Origin of the sequence: Planomicrobium stackebrandtii, from assembly GCF_030814955.1 — a bacterium.
Classification (GTDB): domain Bacteria; phylum Bacillota; class Bacilli; order Bacillales_A; family Planococcaceae; genus Planococcus; species Planococcus stackebrandtii.
Window position 1 is genome coordinate 108,907 of the sequence record NZ_JAUSWB010000008.1, and the last position, 16,475, is coordinate 125,381.

The 16,475-nt window shown below is 43.3% G+C and carries 16 protein-coding genes and 1 other RNA gene; 16 read left to right on the plus strand and 1 reads right to left on the minus strand.

Annotated elements, in window-relative coordinates:
• Positions 1-63: 63 nt before the first annotated feature.
• The 12 genes from QOZ98_RS15490 (at position 64) to ssrA (ending at position 11,952) form a co-directional block, all read left to right on the plus strand.
• Positions 64-294, plus strand: a complete 231-nt coding sequence (locus QOZ98_RS15490; protein WP_142828866.1) for a glutaredoxin family protein — start codon at positions 64-66, stop codon at positions 292-294.
• A 107-nt stretch (positions 295-401) separates the two neighbouring features.
• Positions 402-1,445: a sugar-binding transcriptional regulator gene (locus QOZ98_RS15495; protein WP_308788265.1), complete on the plus strand. Its 1,044-nt coding sequence runs from the start codon at positions 402-404 to the stop codon at positions 1,443-1,445.
• Positions 1,446-2,453 carry a type I glyceraldehyde-3-phosphate dehydrogenase gene (gene gap / locus QOZ98_RS15500; protein ID WP_308788266.1) on the plus strand — a complete coding sequence of 336 codons (1,008 nt, stop codon included), beginning with the start codon at positions 1,446-1,448 and terminating at the stop codon, positions 2,451-2,453.
• A 110-nt stretch (positions 2,454-2,563) separates the two neighbouring features.
• On the plus strand, positions 2,564-3,748 hold the full coding sequence (locus QOZ98_RS15505) for a phosphoglycerate kinase (RefSeq protein WP_308788267.1): 1,185 nt from the start codon (positions 2,564-2,566) through the stop codon (positions 3,746-3,748).
• A gap of 27 nt (positions 3,749-3,775) precedes the next feature.
• Positions 3,776-4,537, plus strand: a complete 762-nt coding sequence (tpiA, locus tag QOZ98_RS15510) for a triose-phosphate isomerase (RefSeq protein WP_308788268.1) — start codon at positions 3,776-3,778, stop codon at positions 4,535-4,537.
• Complete coding sequence (gene gpmI / locus QOZ98_RS15515; RefSeq protein WP_308788269.1) at positions 4,530-6,062, plus strand: 2,3-bisphosphoglycerate-independent phosphoglycerate mutase; 1,533 nt, start codon at positions 4,530-4,532, stop codon at positions 6,060-6,062. Before tpiA ends, gpmI begins: the two co-directional genes overlap by 8 nt.
• A gap of 16 nt (positions 6,063-6,078) precedes the next feature.
• Complete coding sequence (eno, locus tag QOZ98_RS15520; RefSeq protein WP_308788270.1) at positions 6,079-7,374, plus strand: phosphopyruvate hydratase; 1,296 nt, start codon at positions 6,079-6,081, stop codon at positions 7,372-7,374.
• A gap of 232 nt (positions 7,375-7,606) precedes the next feature.
• Entirely contained in the window at positions 7,607-7,834 is a 228-nt protein-coding gene (gene secG, locus QOZ98_RS15525; RefSeq protein ID WP_049694326.1) for a preprotein translocase subunit SecG, read from the plus strand.
• A gap of 70 nt (positions 7,835-7,904) precedes the next feature.
• Positions 7,905-8,651 carry an alpha/beta hydrolase gene (locus tag QOZ98_RS15530; RefSeq protein ID WP_308788271.1) on the plus strand — a complete coding sequence of 249 codons (747 nt, stop codon included), beginning with the start codon at positions 7,905-7,907 and terminating at the stop codon, positions 8,649-8,651.
• A gap of 24 nt (positions 8,652-8,675) precedes the next feature.
• Positions 8,676-11,000, plus strand: coding sequence for a ribonuclease R (gene rnr, locus QOZ98_RS15535; RefSeq protein WP_308788272.1), 2,325 nt, complete (start codon positions 8,676-8,678; stop codon positions 10,998-11,000).
• Positions 11,001-11,049: 49 nt separating this feature from the next.
• Positions 11,050-11,514 carry an SsrA-binding protein SmpB gene (gene smpB, locus QOZ98_RS15540; protein WP_308788273.1) on the plus strand — a complete coding sequence of 155 codons (465 nt, stop codon included), beginning with the start codon at positions 11,050-11,052 and terminating at the stop codon, positions 11,512-11,514.
• Between the two features lie 85 nt (positions 11,515-11,599).
• Positions 11,600-11,952, plus strand: a transfer-messenger RNA (tmRNA) gene (gene ssrA, locus QOZ98_RS15545).
• 409 nt (positions 11,953-12,361) lie between these two features.
• Here the strand turns inward: ssrA and QOZ98_RS15550 are convergent.
• Positions 12,362-12,529, minus strand: a complete 168-nt coding sequence (locus QOZ98_RS15550) for a hypothetical protein (RefSeq protein WP_308788274.1) — start codon at positions 12,527-12,529, stop codon at positions 12,362-12,364.
• Positions 12,530-12,877: 348 nt separating this feature from the next.
• Here QOZ98_RS15550 and QOZ98_RS15555 point away from each other — a divergent pair, with 348 nt between their 5' ends.
• From QOZ98_RS15555 to QOZ98_RS15570, 4 genes are all read left to right on the plus strand, one after another.
• A complete protein-coding gene (locus QOZ98_RS15555; RefSeq protein WP_038703351.1) occupies positions 12,878-13,027 on the plus strand; it encodes a hypothetical protein in 150 nt (49 codons plus the stop codon).
• A gap of 748 nt (positions 13,028-13,775) precedes the next feature.
• Positions 13,776-14,474 carry a Na-translocating system protein MpsC family protein gene (locus QOZ98_RS15560; RefSeq protein WP_308788275.1) on the plus strand — a complete coding sequence of 233 codons (699 nt, stop codon included), beginning with the start codon at positions 13,776-13,778 and terminating at the stop codon, positions 14,472-14,474.
• Between the two features lie 77 nt (positions 14,475-14,551).
• A complete protein-coding gene (locus QOZ98_RS15565; RefSeq protein ID WP_308788276.1) occupies positions 14,552-15,244 on the plus strand; it encodes a Na-translocating system protein MpsC family protein in 693 nt (230 codons plus the stop codon).
• A 1,026-nt stretch (positions 15,245-16,270) separates the two neighbouring features.
• Entirely contained in the window at positions 16,271-16,447 is a 177-nt protein-coding gene (locus tag QOZ98_RS15570; protein ID WP_308788277.1) for a hypothetical protein, read from the plus strand.
• Positions 16,448-16,475 lie beyond the last annotated feature (28 nt).

The following is a 16,475-nucleotide window of genomic DNA, read 5'->3' on the forward strand; positions in this document are numbered from 1 at the left end:
TAAATCAAGTTGCTGCAAGAACGAAAGAAGTTCTTCTGTCTTCCAATAGAAAGAAGGGATAGGATGTTCACTTTATACACCCGCTCCAACTGCCCGCTCTGTGATGAAGCAAAGTTAATGATTGAGCTGGTCAACGAAGATTTCCCATTGCCTTACAAAGAAGTCGATATCGAAAGCGACGAAGCATTGCATGAGAAATACATGCTGATGATTCCGGTGCTGGAAAGAGACGACAAAGTATTGCTGTATGGCAATATCGGATACGTAGAACTATTGGAAGCGTTAGAAAGTTAACGCTTCTTTTTGTTTGCAATTAATAGACAGATTGGGTAGAATGAATTTAGTGGGACACAAAATTATTTAATGGGACAAAAAACGTCCAGCTAGAACGGAGTGAAATTATGGATGCATTATCTGTCGCTCAGCGAAAACTGATGCCGGAAATGTCCGAACTCCTGAAAAAGCGATACCAGATTTTACAGACAATCTATTTGGAACAACCGATCGGCAGGCGAACTTTAAGTGAAGTTGCCGGTGCAACAGAGCGTGAAATCAGAAAAGAAACCGATTTGCTGCGCAATCAGCAGCTGATTGAAATGAAGACAGCAGGCATGACTGTCACTTCGCAAGGAGTGGAAGTGCTGGAAAAGCTGAAAGTTTTTGTTCGTGAAATATCCGGCCTGACAGATATGGAAATAGAACTGCAGACAATTTTAGGAATTTCTAAAGTGGTGATTTTGCCGCAAGACAGCGATGAAATTCCGGCAGTGAAATCTCATATCGGCAAAGAAGCTGCCCGTCTTCTGGAAGTATTGTTTGGCCGTTATAAAAAAATTGCCGTTACAGGCGGCAGTACAATGGCAGCAATTTCTAAAGAATTGTCAATCGGCAAACCCAACCGGGCGCTTCAATTTATCGCAGCCCGCGGCGGACTGGGAGAGGATGTCCTGCATCAGGCCAACACCATCGCAGCCGCCTTTGCTGAAAAAACAGGCGGCTCATTCAAAACCCTTTACTTGCCTGATCACTTGAGCGTTGAAGCTTTCGCAATGATGATGAAAGAGCCGGTGATCAAGGAAATGATGGACTTGTACGATCAGACAGACATAGTGGTCCATGGCATAGGCAACGCAGAGGAGATGGCGGTCCGCCGGCACTCTTCTCTGGAAGAGGTAGAAAAGATACGTTCAGGCGGAGCGGTAAGTGAGGCTTTTGGCTATTATTTCGATAAAGACGGAAAAATTGTTTATCGCATCCGCACAGCGGGCATTCAATTGGAACAGGTGCAAAAAGCTTCAACGATCTTAGCAGTTGCCGGTGGAGGTTCTAAAGCAAGAGCGATTTTATCTTATTTCAAAAATGCGCCAAACCCGACTGTGCTGGTCACAGACGAGGGCGCTGCAAGAAAAATTATCGAATTGACTAAAAAATTGGAGGAATTATAAATGACTTTAAAATTAGCAATTAACGGATTTGGACGTATTGGACGCATCGTATTTCGTGGGGCAATGGCAAACGAAGAAGTGGAAGTTGTTGCAGTAAATGACTTGACTGACGCTAAAATGCTTGCTCACCTTCTAAAATACGATTCAATCCACGGAACATTGGATGCTGAAGTTTCAGCAGAAGGCGATAACATTGTTGTGAACGGCAAAACAATCCGCGTATTTTCTGAAAAAGACCCAGCAAACCTTCCATGGAAAGACCTTGGCGTAGATATTGTTGTTGAATCTACTGGATTCTTCACAGACACAGAATCTGCTTCAAAACACATCCAAGCCGGCGCGAAGAAAGTTATCGTTTCAGCACCAGGCAAAAGCGGCATGAAAACACTTGTTATGGGTGTTAACCATGAATCTTACAACCCAGAAGAACACGATGTTGTATCGAACGCATCTTGTACTACAAACGGCTTAGCTGGAATTTCTAAAGTATTGAACGACCGTTTTGGCATCAAGCACGCAATGATGACAACAATCCACTCTTACACAAATGACCAAATTCTTTTGGATTCACCGCACAAAGACTACCGCCGTGCACGTGCAGCTGCAGAATCAATGATTCCAACAACAACTGGAGCAGCAGTAGCAGTAGCCCAAGTCTTGCCTGAACTGGAAGGCAAAATTGACGGTATGGCAATCCGCGTACCAACTTCAAACGTATCTTTAATTGACTTGGTAGTAGACCTTGAGCAAAAAGTTACAGCAGAAGATGTTAACAATGCTTTGAAAGAAGCAACTGAAAACGAATTGAAAGGTTACTTGGAATACAGCGACCTGCCATTAGTTTCAAAAGACTATAACGGCAATTCTGCTTCTTCAACAGTTGACGGCTTGTCAACAATGGCACTTGGCGACAACATGGTTAAAGTTCTTGCTTGGTACGATAACGAGTCTGGCTATTCAGCACGTTGTATCGACCTTGCATTGCACATGTACAAAACAGGATTGTAATTCCAAAATCATAGCTTAATTACCAATGAACCCCTATAATAAAAGAGGGTAAAAGGGGCGGGGACATACCCCGTCCCTTATTTTTTTGAATACAAATAGGAGGTATTTTCATGCAGCAGAAAATGACCATGAAAGATTTGGATTTGAAAGGGAAACGTGTATTTTGCCGTGTTGATTTTAACGTACCGATGGAAGAAGGCAAGGTAACGGATGATACAAGAATCCGTGCAGCAGTGCCAACAATCGAATACTTGATCGAACAAGGTGCAAAAGTGATTTTGGCCAGCCATTTGGGACGTCCAAAGGGTCAAGTCAACGAAGACATGAGACTCGCTGCGACAGGTGTCCGGTTAGGTGAATTGTTACATAAAGAAGTGAAGAGCCTGAATGAGTCGATCGGCGCGAAAGTTGAAAACGAAATTTCAACAATGCAAGAAGGCGACATTATCCTGCTTGAAAACGTCCGCTTCCATCCGGGAGAAGAAAAGAATGACGAGGAGCTGGCAAAAGCGTTTGCCAATCTTGCAGATGTCTTTGTTAACGATGCATTTGGTGCAGCTCACCGTGCACACGCTTCTACAGCCGGTATTGCCAGCCACCTGCCAGCCGTATCCGGTTTGCTGCTGGAAAAAGAGCTGGATGTATTGGGCAAGGCATTGTCAGAACCCGACCGTCCATTTACGGCAATCATCGGCGGCGCTAAAGTAAAAGATAAAATCGGTGTAATCGACCATTTGCTGGATAAGGTCGATAATTTGCTGATTGGCGGGGGACTTTCTTATACCTTTATCAAAGCACAAGGCTTTGAAATCGGAAACTCGCTAGTGGAAAATGACAAACTGGACTTGGCTAAATCGTTCATCGAAAAAGCAGAGCAAAAAGGCGTAAAACTTTATTTGCCGGTTGATGCTACAGTCGCCAGTGAATTCTCTAATGACGCAGATAAGAAAAATGTTGATATCCAGGAAATCCCATCTGATTGGGAAGGGCTGGATATCGGACCTGAAACTGTAAAGTTATATGCAGACGTTATCAAAAATTCGAAATTGATCATTTGGAACGGGCCAATGGGCGTCTTTGAAATGCCGTCTTATGAAAATGGCACAAAATCGGTAGCACAAGCAATGGCTGAAACCTCCGGATATACAGTAATTGGCGGCGGTGATTCTGCTGCAGCTGTTGAAAAATTCCATGTGGCCGATAAAATGGATCACATCTCTACAGGCGGCGGCGCTTCCTTGGAGTTTATGGAAGGCAAAGATTTGCCAGGCGTTAGTGCGTTAACAGATAAGTAAGGCGATTAATTGAAAGGGAGTGTTTTTGTGAGAAAACCAATTATTGCAGGAAACTGGAAAATGTATAAAACAGCAACTGAGGCAAAACAATTTGTCGAAGAAGTAAATGGCTTAGTGCCGGACTCTGAAAAACTGGATGCCGTAATTTGCGCTCCTGCCATTTTCCTGGCGCAGCTGGTCAGATCTGCAGAAAACAGCCCGCTTCAAATCGGAGCACAAACAATGTCCGAAGAAGATGAAGGTGCATTTACTGGAGAAATCAGCCCTGTCCAATTAACGGATATCGGCGTGAAATATGTTATTATCGGCCATTCAGAGCGCCGCCAGTATTTCAATGAAACTGACGAGTCGGCAAACAAAAAAGTTAAAGCGGCGTTCACCCATGGCTTAGTGCCGATACTTTGTGTTGGTGAAACACTGGAGCATCGCGAAAATGGCGAAACAGGTGCTATTGTTGAAGCACAAGTCGAAAAAGGAATTTCCGGTTTGAGCGAAGAACAGATCATTCAATTGGTCATTGCGTATGAGCCTATCTGGGCAATCGGTACAGGAAAAACAGCTACTGCTGAAGATGCAAACGAAGTTTGTGGAATTGTCCGCAAAAAAGTGGGGTCATTATACAACGAACAAGCGGCTGAGCAGCTTCGCGTTCAGTACGGCGGCAGCGTAAAGCCGGCCAATATCGATGAACTGATGGGCATGGAGCATATTGATGGAGCATTGGTTGGAGGCGCAAGCCTGGAAGCCGATTCTTTTATCAAATTGTTGGAGGCTGGTTCACATGCGTAAAACCGAACATCCAGCGGCTCTTATCATCTTAGATGGATTTGGCTGCCGTGAAGAGACTTTCGGTAATGCAGTTGCACAAGCGAACAAACCGAATTTTGATCGCCTTTGGAAAACCTATCCGCATGAACTGCTGACGGCTTCTGGGGAAGCGGTCGGTTTGCCGGATGGGCAAATGGGCAACTCAGAAGTAGGACACTTGAATATTGGTGCCGGACGAGTGGTTTACCAAAACCTGACGCGCATCAATAAAGCGATTCGTGAAGGCGATTTTTATGAAAATCCTGTATTTCTTGAGGCGATTGCCAACGCCAAAAGCCGCGGCAAAGCGCTTCACATTTTAGGCTTATTGTCGGATGGCGGGGTTCATAGCCATTATGAGCATCTATTTGCTTTATTGAGGCTGGCAAAGCAGCAAGGATTAACGGAAGTGTATGTTCATGGTTTCCTGGATGGCCGGGATGTTGGACCGCGAACTGCACTTAAATACGTAGAAGAAGCTGAGCAGAAAATGCGAGAAATTGGCGTCGGCAAATTTGCATCAATCAGTGGCCGCTATTATGCGATGGACCGTGACCAACGGTGGGAACGTGCCGATTTGGCATACCGCGTTTTGGTTGACGGCATTGGCACAACGGCTCCTTCAGCAAATGCCGGCATCACATATTCTTATGACCAAGATGTTTCCGATGAATTTGTCGTGCCATTTGCCATTGTCGAAGACGGCAAACCGGTTGCAACAATCGATTCAGGCGATTCGTTGATTTTCTTCAACTTCCGTCCGGACCGCTCGATTCAATTAACTGCTGCTTTTATACGCGAAGATTTTACCGGTTTCCCGTTAAGCGCCAAACACCCGAAAGATTTAACTTATATTACGTTTACTTCTTATAGTGAGGATTTGCCGACACGCGTCGCATTTGAAACGCTAAACTTGGAAAATACCATCGGAGAAGTTATCTCAGCTAACGGATTGACACAGCTGCGGATTGCAGAAACCGAAAAATATCCGCACGTAACTTTCTTTATGAGCGGAGGGCGTGAAAACGTCTTTCCTGGTGAAGACCGCATCCTTGTGGCGTCTCCAAAGGTTGCAACATATGATCTGCAGCCTGAAATGAGTGCTTACGAAGTGACCGACCGTCTGGTAGAGCAAATTGAAGCGGGGGCACACGATGCCATCATCTTGAATTTTGCCAATCCAGATATGGTCGGGCACAGCGGTTTGTTGGAACCGACGATCCGTGCTATTGAAGTGGTGGATGAATGTCTGGGACGCATTGTTGATGCACTGCATGCCCAGGGAGGGTCTGCAGTGATCACAGCTGACCATGGCAACGCCGATGAAGTTCGCACGGTAGAAGGATTGCCAATGACGGCACATACGACCAATCAAGTACCGGTGATTTTGACAAAGTCAGATTACGTACTGCGCCCAGGCGGCATTCTTGCTGACCTGGCACCAACAATCTTAAAAATGCTGAACGTCGAACAACCGATCGAAATGACTGGAAAACCATTATATTAAAAGGGAGCTGTTTTAATTGCCAATTATTACACAAATTCAAGCACGCGAAATTTTAGATTCACGAGGAAACCCAACAATCGAAGTTGAGGTATTCACAGAAAGCGGCGCATTTGGCCGTGCAATCGTCCCTTCAGGCGCTTCTACAGGCGAACACGAAGCAGTTGAGCTTCGCGATGGCGACAAGAGCCGTTACCTTGGAAAAGGCGTATTAAAAGCTGTCGAATTTGTTGATACTGAAATTGCAGAAGCAATCGAAGAAAAATACTCAGTGCTTGACCAAGTCTCAATCGATAACGCAATGATCGAGCTGGACGGAACAGAAAACAAAGGCCGTTTAGGCGCTAACGCAATCCTAGGCGTTTCGTTGGCTGTTGCACACGCAGCTGCCGACTACTTGGACGTTCCACTTTACCAATACTTAGGTGGATTTAACGCAAAACAATTGCCGGTTCCAATGATGAACATCTTAAACGGCGGCGAACATGCTGACAACAACGTAGATATCCAGGAATTCATGGTAATGCCGGTTGGAGCAAAATCATTCCGTGAAGCGGTTCAAATGGGCGCAGAAATTTTCCATAACTTGAAAGCCGTATTGAAAGAAAAAGGCTATAATACTTCAGTTGGAGACGAAGGCGGATTTGCTCCGAACCTGGGATCTAACGAAGAAGCGTTGACTACTATTCTGGAAGCTATTGAAAAAGCTGGCTACAAAGCTGGAACTGACGTATTATTGGCGATGGACGTTGCTTCTTCTGAAATCTATGACAAAGAAAAAGGCGTTTACAACTTGCCAGGCGATAACACGGTGAAAACTTCTGCCGAAATGGTTGACTGGTACGAAGAGCTTTGCAACAAATACCCAATCATTTCAATCGAAGATGGATTGGATGAAAACGACTGGGCTGGACATAAATTATTGACAGAACGAATCGGTGACCGCGTTCAATTAGTTGGAGACGATCTTTTCGTTACCAACACGAAGAAATTGGCGCAAGGAATCGAAGAAGGCATCGGTAACTCGATCCTGATCAAAGTAAACCAAATCGGTACATTGACAGAAACTTTCGATGCAATTGAAATGGCGAAACGTGCCGGCTATACAGCAGTCATCAGCCACCGTTCAGGCGAGTCAGAAGATGTAACCATTGCAGACATCGCTGTTGCAACAAATGCTGGACAAATCAAAACAGGTGCTCCATCACGTACTGACCGCGTTGCGAAATACAACCAGTTGTTGCGCATCGAAGATCAGCTATTTGAAACAGGCCAATACTTAGGTCTAAAAACTTTCTACAATTTGAAAAAATAATATCTGAGTTAAGTTAGACGATATTTAAAAGAATGAGCGTAAGGTGGCGACTCCTTTGGGAAAGCGTCCACCTGGAGCGATTTCTTCAGACCAACTTCTTTTAAATTAGGAAAGTTAATACTTCAACTAAAAATAGAGGCAAATGCCTCTATTTTCTATTGCTATTGTCACCGGTCACAATTTTTGGTAAACTTAGATTTGTTGTGAACGTTCTTTTCAGGAGGTGGAATTTATGCATACGTTGTTAATGACATTACTCGTCATCGTATCGCTCGCATTAATCGTAGTCGTTTTATTGCAATCTGGAAAAAGTGCAGGTCTTTCAGGAGCCATCTCCGGTGGAGCAGAGCAACTTTTCGGCAAGCAAAAAGCTCGTGGTTTGGACTTGGTCCTTCACCGTGTAACGATCGTACTTGCTGCCTTATTCTTTATTCTGGCTGTTGCCGTAACGAAAGTTTAATGTAGATGATTAAATCGCCTGACCATACATGGTTGGGCGTTTTCTTTTAGTATTGGAATGGAGGGATTTCATGCGGGTTTCGCAACCAAAACCATTTTTCTTCAAAGCAGGCAAGCGGGCAGTTCTCTTGCTGCATGGATTTACAGGAAACTCGGCGGATGTCCGGATGCTGGGCCGCTTTTTGGAAACCAAAGGATATACCAGCATTGCACCGCATTACGCGGGGCATGGCGTGGCACCTGAAGAACTGGTTGGCACTGGTCCTGTGGACTGGTGGAAAGACGTAGAACAGGCATATGAGACATTGCTTGAAGAGGGCTATACTGAGATTGCAGTAGCGGGTCTGTCGCTTGGCGGCGTATTCAGCCTGAAATTAGGGTATACAAAACCTATCAAGGGGATTGTCACCATGTGTGCGCCGATGTATATGAAAACCACCGACCTTATGTATGAAGGTGTGTTGAAATATGCACGGGAATATAAGAATTATGAAGGAAAAAACGATGAGCTTATCGAAAAAGAAATGAAGGCTTTCCAGGAACGGCCAATGGAATCGCTGGCCGATCTGCGGGCCTTGATTGCAGATGTCAAAAAGCACGTAGACCATGTCTATGCGCCTTTGTTTGTTGTTCAAGGCAGACTGGATAATGTCATCAATACGGATTCGGCCAATGTTATTTACGAAAATGCCGAGTCAACCGATAAACACATTAAATGGTATGAAAACTCTGGTCATGTCATTACGCTTGATAAAGAGAAAAAGCAATTGCACGAAGACATTTTCGCATTTCTTGAATCGCTTGATTGGAGTGTGTGAACGGTCATAAAGGAGGAGTTTGATTTGGGAAATAACGAAGGTTCATTAGAACAGCGCTTACTGGTCTTCATGCGTGAAGAAGCATACAAGCCGCTGACTGTACAGGAAATAGAAGAGCAATTCGGTTTTGAAGATGCCGATGAGTTTAAAGAATTGGTAAAAACATTAGTGCGTCTGGAAGAATCAGGAACGCTTGTCCGCTCAAGATCGAATCGCTACGGCGTACCGGAGCGGATGAATTTAATGCGCGGAAAATTCATTGGGCATCCAAAAGGATTCGGCTTTGTTGCACCTGAAGAAGCCGGTTTGGATGATGTGTTTATTCCGCCGACTGAAACGAATGGTGCAGTAAACGGCGATAAAGTAATGATCCGCGTTTCTGAAGGATCCTCAGGAGACCGTCGCGAAGGCGCGATCATCCGAATTATCGAACGCGGTACGACTAAAGCTGTCGGAACGTTCCAGGAAAACAAAGGGTTCGGTTTTGTCGTGACAGACGATAAAAAAATGAACATGGATATTTTTATTGCCAAGGATGACACGTTAGGCGCAGTAGATGGCCATAAAGTGGTTGTAGAGATTACAGGATGGCCGGAAGGCAGAAAATCTGCAACGGGTATGGTGACACAAATCCTTGGCCATAAAAACGATCCGGGCGTCGATATTCTTTCGATTATCCACAAATACGGAATTGAAACCGAATTTCCGCCGGATGTGTTGGAACAGGCAAACAATGTGCCGGATGAAATTGATCCGGCAGATCTTACGGATCGCCGTGACTTGCGCAATGAACAGATTGTCACCATCGATGGCGCCGATGCAAAAGATTTGGATGATGCTGTCCAAGTTGTAAAATACGAAGATGGTACGTATAAATTAGGGGTGCATATCGCTGATGTCAGCCATTATGTGACAGAAGGGTCTGCAATTGACCGGGAAGCCTATGACCGCGCTACGAGCATCTATTTAACTGACCGCGTCATTCCGATGATTCCGCATCGCCTGTCAAACGGAATTTGTTCATTAAACCCACAGGTCGACCGTCTGACTTTGTCTTGTGAGATGATTTTCAACGACCAGGGTGAAGTGGTTTCTCACGACATTTTCCAAAGCGTGATCAACACGTCAGCACGTATGACATATACGGATGTTTATGAAATTTTGGAGCAGGACAACCAGGAGCTGAAAGAGAAATACAGCGAATTGGTGCCAATGTTCGAATTGATGAAAGAGCTGGCTGAAGTTCTTCGTACGAAGCGGATGCGCCGCGGAGCCATCGATTTTGATTTTAAAGAATCCAAAGTGCTTGTCGATGAAAATGGCTACCCGACAGACGTAGTTGTCCGTGAACGCACTGTTTCTGAGCGCCTGATCGAAGAGTTTATGCTTGCTGCCAATGAAACGGTAGCTGAACATTTCCACCGCATGGAAGTGCCCGCGATTTACCGGATTCACGAAGATCCGAAGCCGGAAAAACTGCAGCGTTTTTTCGAGTTCGTGACGAATTTTGGGATTGTCGTAAAAGGTTCTGGCACACAGGTTCATCCAAAAGCTTTGCAGGAAATTGTTGAATCTATTGCAGGAACTCCGGAAGAGCCGGTAATTTCCACAATGATGCTTCGTTCCATGCAGCAGGCGAAATACTCGTCTGACAGCTTAGGGCATTTTGGCTTATCAACCGAGTTTTATACGCACTTCACTTCGCCGATTCGCCGTTACCCGGATTTGATTGTGCATCGTTTGATTCGCACGTATTTAATCGAAAAGGATTTGTCGCAAAAAACAATCGCGTATTGGGATGCCAATATGGATGATATTGCTACACATACGTCAGAACGCGAACGCCGTGCAGTTGAAGCCGAACGTGATACAGATGCTTTGAAGAAATCACAGTTCATGGCTGATAAAATCGGAGAGCAGTTTACCGGTATCATTTCTTCTGTAACGAATTTTGGTTTGTTTATTGAACTGGCAAACACGATTGAAGGTTTGGTTCACGTTTCCAATATGACGGATGATTACTACCGTTTTGACGATCGCAGCATGATGATGATCGGCGAGCGCAGCAAACGCCAGTTCCGTATTGGTGACGAAATTGAAATCAAAGTCATTGGCGTAAAGCCTGAAGAATCATCGATTGATTTTGAAATTGTCGGCATGGTGCAAAACACGCGCCAGTCAAGAAGAGAGCAGCCGAAAGTGATCCGTGCTGGGAAAAAAGATGGCGGCGGAAAACCGGGACGTGATGGCAGAAAGCCAGATGGCGGCGGACCAACACGCAAGGCGAAAAACCAGAAGAAAAAGTTTTATGAAGGCGCAGCAAAACAAGGGCGCAACAAGAAAAAATAAAATTGCGGCTCACGGGCCGCTTTTTTGAATCTAGCTGAGGTGAAACCACATGGCCAAAGGAGAAGGCAAAGTAATTGCCCAAAACAAGAAAGCCGGTTTCGATTTTTTCATTGAAGAAACGATCGAAGCAGGAATTGTCTTGCAGGGTACAGAAATCAAATCGGCACGAAACGGCAAGGTCCAGTTGAAGGAATCGTTTGTACGGATCCGCAACGGCGAAGCCTGGATTTCAAATATGCACATCAGCCCTTATGACCAGGGCAATCAGTTTAACCATGACCCAACCCGGTCGCGGAAATTGCTGCTGCACAAAAAGCAGATTACGGACTTGCAGGAGCATTCAAAAGTGCAGGGTTCTGCGATCATACCGCTGAAAATGTATTTGAAAGACGGCTTTGCCAAAATTCTGCTCGGTGTCGGTAAAGGGAAGAAAAACTACGACAAGCGGGAAGACTTGAAGAAAAAAGACGCGAAACGGCAAATTGACCGTGCCATAAAAGAATACAACCGCTAGAGCTTGAAGTCTGACCAATGTTGTCTTATAATAGGGATATAGCACATGAAGCTGTTTATTCATCTTCCGTGTCTCTTTTTAATAAGGGGACGTTACGGATTCGACAGGGATGATCTGGGCTTGGGTCGCGCGTCGGAGGATCGGCTCCGTCATCAACGTATTTATAACAACTGGCAAAACAAACCAAAACCTAGCATTCGCAGCGTAAGCTCGGATCTGCTTTATCTATCCATCGCCCATGTGGCTGGGTAAAGCTCAACTTTAGTGGGATACAACGTTTGCTGCCATCTGAGGCAAACGGGAGAGATTCACAGATTAGTGCCCAGGACGCCTGCTTATTGGCAGAATGGTGCATGAACCCCAATGAATAAGCTACACGCGTAGACGCTCAAGTAGCGGAGTTTCTGGACGCGGGTTCGACTCCCGCCGTCTCCATAGTGAGATTGCTGCTAAATGCAGTGGTATTAAGTTTTAAGAAGTTAGGGATATTAATAGGGAGTTAAACTAAGGTGAAAACTCCCTAATAAATGCCCTTACGAATTTGCTTCAAATGACCTTCTAATTTATTTGAATTAGGAGGTTTTTGTATGGGTAGAAAACACGGTATTTTTTCCATTCCGTCAGAAGAAATTGATTTTTTTACAAAGTAGAATAAAAATGAAAGAACCGGCATTACTATTTCCTCTTTTAGTTGTTTATGACTAGTGACTATAAGGGGGGGCTTTTTGTTTTGGTTAAAAGTAACGAGTTAGTTGATAATTTAAAAATTTATTAGCAAATCCAAGAATTTATAGATAAGCATAAGGAATACCAATTGACGATGAATTATTTTACTATATAAGTTGAACTAATGATCTTCGCCTGTTGATATGCCACAAATCAGCTCCGCTTTTGGGCCCGCAGGATGCGGGTCATGCAGCTGACACAACAGGACGTCGCGGTGCCAGCTGCCAAGGGCTTGCGCCGGACTAACTCGGGCTTTTGGCCCGAGTGGATTTCTTGTATGTCGTTGCATCGCTGCGCTTTTCCTTTGGGAGTCTCCGCTGATTTGCTCCATATCCTTTATGATTACAGTGAGAAAACAGAGGCTCACTTCGAATTCACCACATCTCTTAAACGCCGGCGCGCCCAGGGGCTAGGCGAAGCAAGAAGACTGGCGCTCTTTGCCTGGCTTCTTGCGGGAGCTATGCCCAAAGCGTCCGAAGCGTTTTGTAAACGCCAGATTCTTTAGTTCAGCATATATAAGTTTTTAACGATATATGTAAGGTTAGCAAGAATCTAATAAGGTTTACTTCAGTAAAATAAGGTATATTATATTTGGTGAATAGATTCTCTTTAGTGACAAAAAAAGTAGGTGAAAAAAGTGGGGAAATTTGGATTGGATAGCAAAGGTCAGGTAGCTGTGACAAAGTATCATGAAAAACACAAGCCTGCCAAATTTGATAAAAAGCAACAACTTGAAAAAATACGTGCTGAGTATTTGAAAAAGAAGCAAAAACAAACAGATAAATAATATGAACGAAAACATAGGAAGACTAAAATCTCCCTATGTTTTTCTTATTCGAAACACTTTTTTTCAATCGAGGACAAAGGGTTATTGACGCTTAATTTTGTCTAGAAACTGACGGTTCTTTTTTTATTTTGAAATCAGTTGATATATACAAAAAATTAAAAGAGCTTTGGACTAAGACCGTTAATAGGCTATGCTACATGGTAAGTAAAACAGTCAAATAAATAAGTATGGAAATGCCTAAAACCTTTGCGGCTGTAAGTCTCAGTGATTGAGGCATGTAACTTTCCTAAGTAAGCTACATGCGTAGACGCTCAAGTAGCGGATTTTCTGGACGCGGGTTCGACTCTATAGTGAGATAAAAAACGTCAAAACCTTTACTGGTTTTGGCGTTTTTTGGTTGTTATGAAACTACATACAATATCAAATAACTTTAATCCATAGTATATGATAGATACGTATGACATCTAGTTTTGCACATGTCAGCTAATACTTCTTCATCGATTAGTTTCTAACTACTCGAACAAAAATGGAATCAGCGTATAATAATCAATCTTTGATTTGGAATAGACGCCACTTCCGTAATTAAGAGGTTCATTCCAGGACTGTCAGGGTAATCAACCTATACAACCGTATTGTTTTGCTGAATTTGAAAGCCAAAGTAAGGTTGATTTTAGTTAGGAGGGCAGCTGCTTATGGGTCGGCAGCCGTGACCACACCATTAAAAAAACGCCTAAAGGGAGCTTGAACTATGACCAACGATAAAACAGTCCAAATGGAAATTGAAGATTTTATCTCTTCTTTTTTACAGCGCCAGTTTGGCGAAACCCCTCTTTCCGTGGATGCAGCCATCCGAAATCCTTTTATTGCGATACATCTTATGGGTTTTTTACTTCCGGGTGAAAAGAATCTCATAAAAAGAAAGGAACTCAAGCGGGTTGGCCAGACAAGAGATCTTTTGCTTAACGGAGTCAAACCAGAAATGTTTCAGGAGTTGGCTGCGATCACAGGATGTGGCGTGAAGGAAATCTACGCAGACTGGAACTTTGAAAAGGAGAGCGGCCTGCTGATAGTGGTGTTGGATACAGAAGTAGATCCAGCATCTTTGATTTATCCCAATGACGTAAGCAAAGAAGCTATACATGAGATAGTCATCAGGATCAGTAAAATAGCACAAAAAGCACCTGAAACCATCGAAAGTTATTGGTTGGATGACACCGTGCTATTGATTGAGCGGAGGGGGCTCATGGTTGAAATTGAAAAAGAACTGATTAAAAATGGGGTAGTTGAAGAATTGAGGTTGGCTAAACGGCCACTCGAACATCGCGTGTTGGACTTCTTAAAGCTGGAGCCTGTAGTAAAACATGAAATAAGCGACATATTTGTCGATTGGAATTTTGAAGAGGACAAAGCTTATATGGTCTTGATTATGGAAGCAAAACTAAATTAGGCGATGCAGGATACATTTCTTCCTGTATAATCGAGTTCGTGCCAATAAGCATTTATTCAAAAAAAGGAGATGATTTGATGACAAAGGAAAAAACGCCCCAAGCTGAAATCGGAGGCTATGTCTCCGGCATATTTCGCAAACATTTCGGAAAAGGGCCCACATCGGTCTATGTCACCATCAACCGTTCTTTTGTCACCATCCATTTCCGTGGTCTCCTTGCACCGACAGAGCGGCTTCTGGTGAAGCAAAATGAATTGAAACGTGTATTGGAAAACAGGGATTTGATGATGGTCGACTTGAAGCAAGAAATCATCCAAGGGATGAAGGACGTGGCTGCGCTTGAAGTTAAAGAGCTATATGCCGATTGGGACCTGTTAAAAGAGACTGGCATGATCGTCGGTGTCATGGAAGAGGATCGAGAAGTCGGAAAATGGACAGATGACAAGATGGAACAGAAATTTAAGAAAGAGATGGAAGAGGCAAGCCGTAAGGCGGAAAAAGTGCCTGGCCGTGTAGAGACGTATTGGCTAAGCGATAGGGTCCTATTAGTCCGCCGTTCTGAGATTTTAGTACAGATTGAAAAGGAATTGATTAAAAACGGCTATGAAGAAGAGCTGAAATTATGCAAACGTCCGCTGGAGCATCGAATGCTGGGTGAGGTTCAATTAGAGGCGGTATTGAACCGGCGCATCAGTGAAACTTTTCTGGATTGGAATTTTGAAGCTGATATAGGCTATATCGTGTTTTTCCTAGAACCTAAAGGGACATAAGCGAAGAAGTGAGGAATTCTCCTTAACTAAACTGGAGGATGACTTGTTCAAAGCTTCCTATATATTATCGAGGAAATCGTTAATATAATAGTATGCAGTTCTACTGCTGTGTGAGTGAATGGTTCCTACTTTAGAAGTTCTAGTGATGAAGAACCGCCAACCTGCTGTCATAGTTTTTTAACAGTAGGTGAGCGGTTCTCATTTTAGTTTTTTATTATCGAGTAATGTCAATCTTGCAATTTAACTTGTTCTGTTAAACGCTGAAAGGATCGACAGTTGGGGCATGGACTGTAAGCATTGTGCTCTTTTAATTGATGAATATATGTGTGTGAATCCGTAAATTCTCTTTCATCGACGGGTGTAGACATGAATTCGCAGGCATCCCCTGTAAAATGCCGGCGATGAATCAGTTTTTTTAAGTGGTCAACAAAGTAAGTCATTCGTATGCACTCCTTCTCTTCAACTAAGTTTAAGAACAGAAAAAAGCCGAAAAGCATCTTTATAGATGCTTTTCGGCTTTGTTAGCAGCGCTACTGTCTGCAACAGATTACCCTAAATCAGATTTAGTTTTATTTCATATAAAGTCCTTAGTCAAAGTGTTTTTTTAGTATGGTTTAATTTGAAGATGGAAACGCTACTGTTTTCCATAATAAGAATACTATAATGGATTTTCCCTTTAGATGGAAGAGTAAAGATTGACTTATTTGAGAAAAAAGAAATAAAAAGACAAATGACCTAAATTTATAATTAGGTTAATACATAAGTAATTTTAAGCTATAAATGGAATACAGCAAATGTAGAAAACGTAAAGTAACTTATGCCCATGGAAAGGATGAAGGATTAGTAAGCGGATTCCGGTTTCTTTAACTGACTTTCATTCTGTTTCCATGATTGAAACATTTGCTTAAAGAATGGTGTCTAAAGCTTATCTAAAAAGCCAAGCCGATACAGCCAATTAATAAAGATGAAACCTAAAAAGTCCACAACCGTATAGTTAGTATAAAAAATCAAAAGGGGATGTTTTGAGTGAGAGTTAAAACTTTCTATGGATACAGCGAAAAAAGTATAGACCGGAAAATAAATGAATTTCTTGATGATACGAATTTAGAAGTTATCGATATAAAATTTGCTGCACCTATTTTTTACTTTAGTGCGATGATAATGTACAAGACAGCCAGTTCTCCGAAAGAAAAAGCATTTTAATTCTAGAACCATCTATAATCATGTGATT

Coding starts and splice junctions, on each gene's coding strand:
- QOZ98_RS15490 (WP_142828866.1), top strand. CDS start 64: ATGTTCACTTTATACACCCGCTCCAACTGCCCGCTCTGTGATGAAGCA.
- QOZ98_RS15495 (WP_308788265.1), top strand. CDS start 402: ATGGATGCATTATCTGTCGCTCAGCGAAAACTGATGCCGGAAATGTCC.
- gap (WP_308788266.1), top strand. CDS start 1,446: ATGACTTTAAAATTAGCAATTAACGGATTTGGACGTATTGGACGCATC.
- QOZ98_RS15505 (WP_308788267.1), top strand. CDS start 2,564: ATGCAGCAGAAAATGACCATGAAAGATTTGGATTTGAAAGGGAAACGT.
- gpmI (WP_308788269.1), top strand. CDS start 4,530: ATGCGTAAAACCGAACATCCAGCGGCTCTTATCATCTTAGATGGATTT.
- secG (WP_049694326.1), top strand. CDS start 7,607: ATGCATACGTTGTTAATGACATTACTCGTCATCGTATCGCTCGCATTA.
- QOZ98_RS15530 (WP_308788271.1), top strand. CDS start 7,905: ATGCGGGTTTCGCAACCAAAACCATTTTTCTTCAAAGCAGGCAAGCGG.
- smpB (WP_308788273.1), top strand. CDS start 11,050: ATGGCCAAAGGAGAAGGCAAAGTAATTGCCCAAAACAAGAAAGCCGGT.
- QOZ98_RS15550 (WP_308788274.1), bottom strand. CDS start 12,529: ATGCAACGACATACAAGAAATCCACTCGGGCCAAAAGCCCGAGTTAGT.
- QOZ98_RS15560 (WP_308788275.1), top strand. CDS start 13,776: ATGACCAACGATAAAACAGTCCAAATGGAAATTGAAGATTTTATCTCT.
- QOZ98_RS15565 (WP_308788276.1), top strand. CDS start 14,552: ATGACAAAGGAAAAAACGCCCCAAGCTGAAATCGGAGGCTATGTCTCC.